Origin of the sequence: Pseudomonas rossensis, from assembly GCF_039888995.1 — a bacterium.
GTDB classification, from domain to species: domain Bacteria; phylum Pseudomonadota; class Gammaproteobacteria; order Pseudomonadales; family Pseudomonadaceae; genus Aquipseudomonas; species Aquipseudomonas rossensis.
The window spans coordinates 1-8,557 of record NZ_JBBWCB010000187.1; the positions used below are offsets into that span (position 1 = coordinate 1).

Annotated in this window: 7 protein-coding genes; all 7 read left to right on the forward strand. The window is 59.5% G+C overall.

Features of this window, described 5'->3' with window-relative positions; translation table 11 throughout:
* Window positions 1–675 (forward strand): isocitrate lyase (aceA, locus tag WLY71_RS28000; RefSeq protein WP_347806145.1); only part of this gene is annotated, 675 nt, incomplete at its 5' end.
* Window positions 676–1,327: 652 nt separating this feature from the next.
* Window positions 1,328–1,741: an NADH-quinone oxidoreductase subunit A gene (locus tag WLY71_RS28005; protein WP_003223812.1), complete on the forward strand. Its 414-nt coding sequence runs from the start codon at window positions 1,328–1,330 to the stop codon at window positions 1,739–1,741.
* A 10-nt stretch (window positions 1,742–1,751) separates the two neighbouring features.
* The gene (locus tag WLY71_RS28010; RefSeq protein ID WP_008146035.1) at window positions 1,752–2,426 is read left to right on the forward strand and encodes a NuoB/complex I 20 kDa subunit family protein; all 675 of its coding nucleotides are present in this window, start codon (window positions 1,752–1,754) and stop codon (window positions 2,424–2,426) included.
* A 72-nt stretch (window positions 2,427–2,498) separates the two neighbouring features.
* A complete protein-coding gene (gene nuoC / locus WLY71_RS28015) occupies window positions 2,499–4,283 on the forward strand; it encodes an NADH-quinone oxidoreductase subunit C/D (protein WP_008146037.1) in 1,785 nt (594 codons plus the stop codon).
* Between the two features lie 2 nt (window positions 4,284–4,285).
* Window positions 4,286–4,783, forward strand: coding sequence for an NADH-quinone oxidoreductase subunit NuoE (nuoE, locus tag WLY71_RS28020; protein ID WP_008146039.1), 498 nt, complete (start codon window positions 4,286–4,288; stop codon window positions 4,781–4,783).
* Window positions 4,780–6,135, forward strand: coding sequence for an NADH-quinone oxidoreductase subunit NuoF (nuoF, locus tag WLY71_RS28025; RefSeq protein ID WP_008146041.1), 1,356 nt, complete (start codon window positions 4,780–4,782; stop codon window positions 6,133–6,135). Before nuoE ends, nuoF begins: the two co-directional genes overlap by 4 nt.
* 137 nt (window positions 6,136–6,272) lie before the next feature.
* On the forward strand, window positions 6,273–8,557 hold a 2,285-nt coding region (gene nuoG, locus WLY71_RS28030; protein WP_347806146.1), incomplete at its 3' end, for an NADH-quinone oxidoreductase subunit NuoG.

Sequence of the window (8,557 nt, forward strand, 5' to 3'; positions counted from 1 at the left end):
GTACAGAAGCTGACCGCTGCTCGCCTGGCTGCTGACGTTGCCGGTACTCCGACCATCATTCTGGCCCGTACCGACGCTAACGCGGCCGACCTGCTGACTTCCGATTGCGACCCGTACGACAAAGAGTTCGTGACTGGCGAACGTACTCAGGAAGGTTTCTACAAAGTGCGCGCTGGTCTCGACCAGGCAATCTCCCGCGGCCTGGCCTACGCGCCGTACGCCGACCTGATCTGGTGCGAAACCGCCAAGCCGGATCTGGACGAGGCTCGTCGCTTCGCTGAAGCGATCAAAAAGGAATACCCGGACCAACTGCTGTCGTACAACTGCTCGCCTTCCTTCAACTGGAAGAAAAACCTGGACGACGCGACCATCGCCAAGTTCCAGCGCGAACTGTCTGCCATGGGTTACAAGCACCAGTTCATCACCCTGGCCGGCATTCACAACATGTGGCACAGCATGTTCAACCTGGCGCACGACTACGCCCGTAACGACATGACTGCCTACGTGAAGCTGCAAGAGCAAGAGTTCGCTGACGCTGCCAAGGGTTACACCTTCGTGGCTCACCAGCAGGAAGTGGGCACCGGCTACTTCGACGACATGACCACTGTGATTCAAGGTGGCTCGTCTTCGGTAACCGCACTGACCGGTTCGACTGAAGAAGAACAGTTCCACTGATCCGATTCGCCTGAGCCAACGGCCGTTGCGGACCGAATAGAAAGCTAACCGCAACGTCGCACATCTGACGCCCCGACTGGTTCGGGGCGTTTTTTTTGCCTGTGATTTCACAAACACCATCAATCCCTGTGGGAGCGGGCTTGCCCGCGATGATGGCGGTCTTCCAACCGACATCTGCAGCGCCTGACACACCGCAATCGCGGGCAAGCCCGGCTCCCACAAGGACTGTATGGACCTCAAAATCCCGCGAAAATCATTGATCCAGAGCAATTTCTCGATCATGAAAACAAGGTAAAACGACCCCGCTCGCTACTTGTTGTTACGCGCATATAAGACAACTTCCCGACTCTCACCCCGTTAAACAGTTTAAAAACCACTCCAAACAATATTGATTATCATTTAGCCACAACTATGTTCGTTACATTCCCTACAAAACATAATTGATGAAATGCCGGCTAATGCCCGAACCGCATGGGCTGCGGGGCTTTGGAGGTGCGCTATGTCCTTATTCCTATAAATAATTTCGCTATAGGAATTTTACTTGCACGGTGTTGTGCCATAAAATCAGCGGGATTGATTGCTGCGACATATCGTCACTGCTTTGTTTCTTTTCAAGCTCAGAGACCTTTGCTCTCTGTTAAGGATTACCAGCATGCCCGAAGCGACAGGACTCATGGCCCACAACTGGGGCTTTGCCATTTTCCTTCTGGGCGTCGTCGGCCTTTGTGCCTTCATGCTCGGCGTCTCCAGCCTCCTCGGGTCAAAAGCCTGGGGCCGCAGCAAAAACGAACCGTTCGAATCCGGCATGCTGCCTACAGGTGGCGCCCGTCTGCGGCTCTCTGCAAAATTCTATCTGGTCGCGATGCTCTTCGTGATCTTCGATATCGAAGCCCTTTTTCTCTTTGCATGGTCTGTGTCCGTCCGCGAAAGCGGCTGGACCGGATTCGTCGAAGCTCTCGTTTTCATAGCAATTCTGTTGGCAGGCCTTGTCTACCTATTCCGAGTGGGCGCCCTTGACTGGGCTCCGGAAGCTCGTCGTAAGCGGCAAGCGAAGCTGAAACAATGAGGCTTTGGCAATGCAATACAATCTCACCAGGATCGACCCCGATGCTCCTAACGAGCAGTATCCGATTGGCGAACGGGAAACCGTTTCCGATCCGTTAGAAGATCAAGTCCACAAAAACATTTTCATGGGCAAGCTCGAAGACGTGCTTAACGGCACGATCAACTGGGGGCGCAAGAACTCCCTGTGGCCGTACAACTTCGGTCTTTCGTGCTGCTACGTGGAAATGACCACCGCCTTCACGGCGCCCCACGACATCGCACGCTTTGGCGCCGAGGTTATCCGGGCATCGCCGCGTCAGGCGGATTTCATGGTTATCGCCGGTACCTGCTTCATCAAGATGGCGCCGATCATTCAGCGTCTCTACGAGCAAATGCTCGAACCTAAATGGGTTATCTCCATGGGTTCGTGCGCCAACTCCGGTGGCATGTACGACATCTACTCTGTCGTTCAAGGGGTGGACAAGTTCCTGCCCGTGGACGTCTACGTGCCTGGCTGCCCGCCCCGCCCTGAAGCTTTTCTGCAAGGCTTGATGCTGTTGCAGGAGTCGATTGGACAGGAGCGTCGCCCACTTTCCTGGGTCGTCGGCGATCAAGGCGTGTACCGCGCCGAGATGCCTTCGCAAAAGGAACAGCGCCGCGAACAGCGAATCGCAGTCACCAACCTGCGCAGCCCCGACGAAGTCTGATCCAGATCCGCTTCTTTTATAGAACGAGAAACTGGCTTCATTCTTTACGTTGACCGAAAGCGATAAATAACCATGACTACAGGCAGTGCTCTGTACATCCCGCCTTATAAGGCAGACGACCAGGATGTGGTCGTCGAACTGAATAACCGTTTTGGCCCCGAGGCGTTCACCGCCCAGCCTACCCGCACCGGCATGCCGGTGCTTTGGGTTGCCCGTGCCAAACTCGTCGAAGTCCTGACCTTCCTGCGTAACCTGCCCAAGCCGTACGTCATGCTCTATGACCTGCACGGCGTGGACGAGCGTCTGCGCACCAAGCGTCAAGGGCTGCCAAGCGGCGCCGACTTCACTGTGTTCTATCACTTGATGTCGATCGAACGTAATAGTGACGTAATGATCAAGGTCGCCTTGTCCGAGAGCGACCTCAGCGTGCCGACCGTGACCGGCATCTGGCCGAACGCCAACTGGTACGAACGTGAAGTGTGGGACATGTACGGCATCAACTTTGCCGGTCACCCGCACCTGACCCGCATCATGATGCCGCCGACCTGGGAAGGTCACCCGTTGCGCAAGGACTTCCCGGCCCGTGCCACCGAGTTCGACCCGTTCAGCCTGACCCTGGCCAAGCAACAGCTTGAGGAAGAAGCCGCGCGCTTCAAGCCTGAAGACTGGGGCATGAAGCGTTCCGGTGCGAACGAGGACTACATGTTCCTCAACCTCGGTCCTAACCACCCTTCCGCGCACGGTGCGTTCCGCATCATTCTGCAGCTGGACGGTGAAGAGATCGTCGACTGCGTACCGGACGTCGGTTACCACCACCGTGGTGCCGAGAAGATGGCCGAGCGTCAGTCCTGGCACAGTTTCATTCCGTACACCGACCGTATCGACTACCTCGGCGGCGTGATGAACAACCTGCCGTACGTGCTCTCGGTCGAGAAGCTGGCCGGTATCAAGGTGCCTGAGAAGGTCGACGTCATCCGCATCATGATGGCCGAGTTCTTCCGGATCACCAGCCACCTGCTGTTCCTGGGGACTTACATCCAGGACGTGGGCGCCATGACGCCGGTGTTCTTCACGTTCACCGACCGTCAGAAGGCGTACACGGTGATCGAAGCCATTACCGGCTTCCGTCTGCACCCGGCCTGGTACCGCATCGGTGGCGTCGCTCACGACCTGCCGCGCGGCTGGGAAAAACTGGTGAAAGACTTCATCGAGTGGATGCCAAAGCGTCTGGACGAATACCAGAAAGCCGCACTGGACAACAGCATCCTGCGTGGCCGGACCATCGGCGTCGCCGCCTACAACACCAAAGAAGCCCTGGAATGGGGCGTCACCGGTTCCGGCCTGCGTTCGACCGGTTGCGATTTCGACCTGCGTAAAGCTCGCCCGTATTCCGGTTACGAGAACTTCGAATTCGAAGTGCCGCTGGCGGCCAATGGCGATGCCTACGACCGTTGCATCGTGCGTGTCGAAGAAATGCGCCAGAGCCTGAAGATCATCGAGCAGTGCATGCGCAACATGCCGGAAGGCCCGTACAAGGCGGATCACCCGCTGACCACGCCGCCGCCGAAAGAGCGCACCCTGCAGCACATCGAGACCCTGATCACGCACTTCCTGCAAGTTTCGTGGGGCCCGGTCATGCCGGCCAACGAATCCTTCCAGATGATCGAAGCGACCAAGGGCATCAACAGTTATTACCTGACGAGCGATGGCGGCACCATGAGCTACCGCACCCGGATTCGCACCCCAAGCTTCCCGCACCTGCAGCAGATCCCTTCGGTGATCAAAGGCAGCATGGTCGCGGACTTGATCGCGTACCTGGGTAGTATCGATTTCGTTATGGCCGACGTGGACCGCTAAGCATGAACAGCACGCTTATCCAGACAGACCGTTTCGCCCTGAGCGAAACCGAGCGCTCGGCCATCGAGCACGAGCTGCATCACTACGAAGACCCGCGCGCGGCGTCGATCGAAGCCCTGAAGATCGTCCAGAAGGAACGTGGCTGGGTGCCTGATGGCGCGCTCTACGCCATCGGCGAGATCCTCGGCATCCCGGCGAGCGACGTTGAAGGCGTGGCGACGTTCTATAGCCAGATCTTCCGTCAGCCGGTCGGCCGTCACATCATTCGCGTCTGCGACAGCATGGTCTGCTACATCGGCGGCCATGAGTCCGTGGTCAGCGAAATCCAGAGCAATCTGGGCATCGGCCTGGGTCAGACCACCGCCGATGGTCGTTTCACCCTGCTGCCGGTCTGCTGCCTCGGCAACTGTGACAAGGCGCCGGCGTTGATGATCGACGATGACACTTTCGGTGATGTGCAGCCTGCCGGCGTTGCCAAATTGCTCGAGGGCTACGTATGACCCTGACTTCCTTCGGTCCTGCCAACCGCATCAAGCGGTCGGCCGAGACTCACCCGCTCACCTGGCGTCTGCGTGACGACGGCGAAGCTGTCTGGCTCGACGAGTACCAGGCCAAGAACGGTTACGCGGCTGCGCGCAAAGCCTTCGCCGACATGGCTCAGGACGACATCGTCCAGACCGTGAAAGACTCAGGCCTTAAAGGTCGCGGCGGTGCAGGCTTCCCCACGGGTGTTAAGTGGGGCCTGATGCCCAAAGACGAATCCATCAACATCCGCTACCTGCTGTGCAACGCGGACGAGATGGAACCGAACACCTGGAAAGACCGCATGCTGATGGAGCAACTGCCCCATCTGCTGATCGAAGGCATGCTGATCAGTGCTCGCGCGCTGAAAACCTACCGTGGCTACATCTTCCTGCGTGGCGAATACACCACCGCCGCCAAGCACCTGAACCGTGCCGTGGAAGAAGCCAAGGCAGCTGGCCTGCTGGGTAAAAACATTCTGGGCAGCGGCTTCGATTTCGAGCTGTTCGTCCACACCGGCGCCGGGCGTTACATCTGCGGTGAAGAAACCGCACTGATCAACTCCCTCGAAGGCCGCCGCGCCAACCCGCGCTCAAAGCCGCCCTTCCCTGCGGCCGTTGGCGTGTGGGGCAAGCCGACCTGCGTGAACAACGTTGAAACCCTGTGCAACGTGCCGGCGATCATTGCCGACGGCGTGGACTGGTACAAATCGTTGGCCCGCGAAGGCAGTGAAGACATGGGCACCAAGCTCATGGGCTTCTCCGGCAAGGTCAAGAACCCGGGCCTGTGGGAATTGCCGTTCGGCGTCACCGGTCGCGAGTTGTTCGAAGACTACGCCGGCGGCATGCGCGACGGTTACAAGCTCAAGTGCTGGCAGCCAGGTGGCGCCGGTACCGGTTTCCTGTTGCCGGAACACCTGGACGCACAAATGTACGCCGGCGGCATCGCCAAAGTGGGCACCCGTATGGGTACCGGCCTGGCCATGGCGGTGGACGACAGCGTCAACATGGTGTCCCTGCTGCGCAACATGGAAGAGTTCTTCTCCCGCGAATCCTGCGGCTTCTGCACCCCGTGCCGTGACGGTTTGCCGTGGAGCGTCAAGCTTCTGCGCGCCATCGAGAACGGTGAAGGGCAAGCCGGCGATATCGAGACCCTGCTGGGTCTGGTCGGTTTCCTCGGCCCAGGCAAGACCTTCTGTGCTCACGCACCGGGCGCCGTGGAGCCGTTGGGCAGCGCAATCAAATACTTCCGCCATGAGTTCGAAGCCGGCATCGCGCCTACCAGCGCCGTCGTCCCGCCTCTGGCAAGGCCGATCGTAGTCGGCGCGTAAACGCTTAAAGAAGCGAAGGGTCCGTGCCCTTCGCTTTGTCGTGTGATGACGCCTTGAACGGCTGTGTTGATTCACGCGAATAACAAGATTCCATTAGCCACGCCCGCTGACACCGGGCCAACGAAGAACTTTGAACCATGGCCACTATCCACGTAGACGGCAAAGAGCTCGAAGTCGATGGGGCAGACAACCTGTTACAGGCATGTCTGTCGCTAGGCCTCGATATCCCTTATTTCTGCTGGCACCCAGCCCTTGGCAGCGTTGGCGCTTGCCGCCAGTGCGCGGTCAAGCAGTACACCGACGAAAACGACAAGCGTGGTCGGATCGTCATGTCGTGCATGACGCCAGCTACCGACGGCAGCTGGATCTCCATCGACGACGAAGAAGCGAAAGTGTTTCGCGCCAGCGTCGTTGAATGGCTGATGACCAACCACCCTCACGACTGCCCGGTTTGTGAGGAAGGTGGTCACTGCCACCTGCAAGACATGACGGTGATGACCGGCCACAACGAGCGCCGTTATCGCTTCACCAAGCGTACTCACCAGAACCAGCAACTGGGCCCGTTCATTTCCCACGAAATGAACCGCTGCATCGCTTGCTACCGCTGCGTGCGCTTCTATAAGGACTACGCCGGCGGCACCGACCTCGGTGTATTCGGCGCCCACGACAACGTGTACTTCGGTCGCGTTGAAGACGGCACCCTGGAAAGCGAGTTCTCCGGCAACCTCACCGAGGTCTGCCCGACCGGTGTGTTCACCGACAAGACTCACTCCGAGCGCTACAACCGCAAGTGGGACATGCAGTTCTCTCCGAGCATCTGCCATGGCTGCTCCAGCGGTTGCAACATCTCCCCGGGTGAGCGTTACGGTGAACTGCGTCGCATCGAAAACCGTTTCAACGGTTCGGTGAACCAGTACTTCCTGTGCGACCGTGGCCGTTTCGGCTATGGCTACGTCAATCGCAAAGATCGCCCGCGTCAGGCATTGCTGGCCAACGGCGCCAAGCTGACGCTCGACGAAGCGCTGGATAAAGCGGCCGATCTGCTGCGCGGTCGCAACATCGTCGGCATCGGTTCGCCGCGTGCCAGCCTCGAAAGCAACTACGCGTTGCGCGAACTGGTCGGCGCCGAACACTTCTACTCCGGTATCGAAGCCGCTGAGCTGGAACGCATTCGCCTGGTCATGCAGGTGCTGAAAGACAGCCCGCTGCCGATCCCGAACATGCGCGACATCGAAGACCACGACGCGATCTTCGTCCTCGGCGAAGACCTGACCCAGACCGCTGCGCGTATGGCCCTGTCCCTGCGTCAATCGGTCAAAGGCAAAGCCGAAGACATGGCGGACGCCATGCGCGTTCAGCCTTGGCTCGACGCCGCCGTGAAGAACATCGGTCAGAACGCTCTGAACCCGCTGTTCATCGCCAGCCTGGCTGAAACCAAGCTCGACGACATCGCTGAAGAATGCGTTCACGCGGCGCCAGACGACCTGGCCCGCATCGGTTTCGCCGTGGCTCACGCCCTCGACGCCAGCGCGCCTGCCGTTGAAGGCCTGGACGCTGAAGCCCTTGAGCTGGCCAAGCGCATTGCCGACGCCCTGCTCGCCGCCAAGCGGCCGCTGATCATCGCCGGTACTTCCCTCGGCTCTAAAGCCTTGATCGAAGCCGCGGCAAACATCGCCAAAGCCCTGAAGCTGCGCGAGAAGAACGGTTCCATCAGCCTGATCGTGCCAGAGGCCAACAGCCTCGGCCTGGCCATGCTCGGTGGTGAGTCGGTCGACGCAGCCCTGCAAGCGGTGATTGACGGCAAGGCCGACGCCATCGTCGTGCTGGAAAACGATCTGTACACCCGTACCGATAAAGCCAAGGTCGATGCCGCCCTGAACGCCGCGAAAGTGGTGATCGTGGCGGACCATCAGAAGACCGCCACCAGCGATCGCGCGCACCTGGTTCTGCCAGCGGCCAGCTTCGCTGAAGGCGACGGTACGCTGGTCAGCCAGGAGGGTCGCGCCCAGCGCTTCTTCCAGGTCTTTGACCCGACTTACCTCGACGCTAGCATCATGGTTCACGAAGGCTGGCGCTGGCTGCATGCCCTGCGCGCCACCCTGTTGAACCAGCCGATCGACTGGACCCAACTGGACCACGTCACCGCTGCCTGTGCCGCAAGCACTCCGCAACTGGCCGGCATTGTCAGCGCCGCACCGTCCGCCGCGTTCCGCATCAAGGGCCTGAAACTGGCTCGCGAACCGCTGCGTTACAGCGGCCGGACCGCCATGCGCGCCGACATCAGCGTGCACGAACCGCGTACTTCCCAGGACAACGACACCGCGTTCTCGTTCTCCATGGAAGGTTACTCGGGCTCGGTCGAACCGCGTCAGCAAGTGCCATTCGCCTGGTCGCCGGGCTGGAACTCGCCGCAAGCCTGGAA

Excerpts from the sequence above, each read along its gene's own strand:
- WLY71_RS28005 (WP_003223812.1), top strand. The coding sequence starts at position 1,328 with ATGCCCGAAGCGACAGGACTCATGGCCCACAACTGGGGCTTTGCCATT.
- WLY71_RS28010 (WP_008146035.1), top strand. The coding sequence starts at position 1,752 with ATGCAATACAATCTCACCAGGATCGACCCCGATGCTCCTAACGAGCAG.
- nuoC (WP_008146037.1), top strand. The coding sequence starts at position 2,499 with ATGACTACAGGCAGTGCTCTGTACATCCCGCCTTATAAGGCAGACGAC.
- nuoE (WP_008146039.1), top strand. The coding sequence starts at position 4,286 with ATGAACAGCACGCTTATCCAGACAGACCGTTTCGCCCTGAGCGAAACC.
- nuoF (WP_008146041.1), top strand. The coding sequence starts at position 4,780 with ATGACCCTGACTTCCTTCGGTCCTGCCAACCGCATCAAGCGGTCGGCC.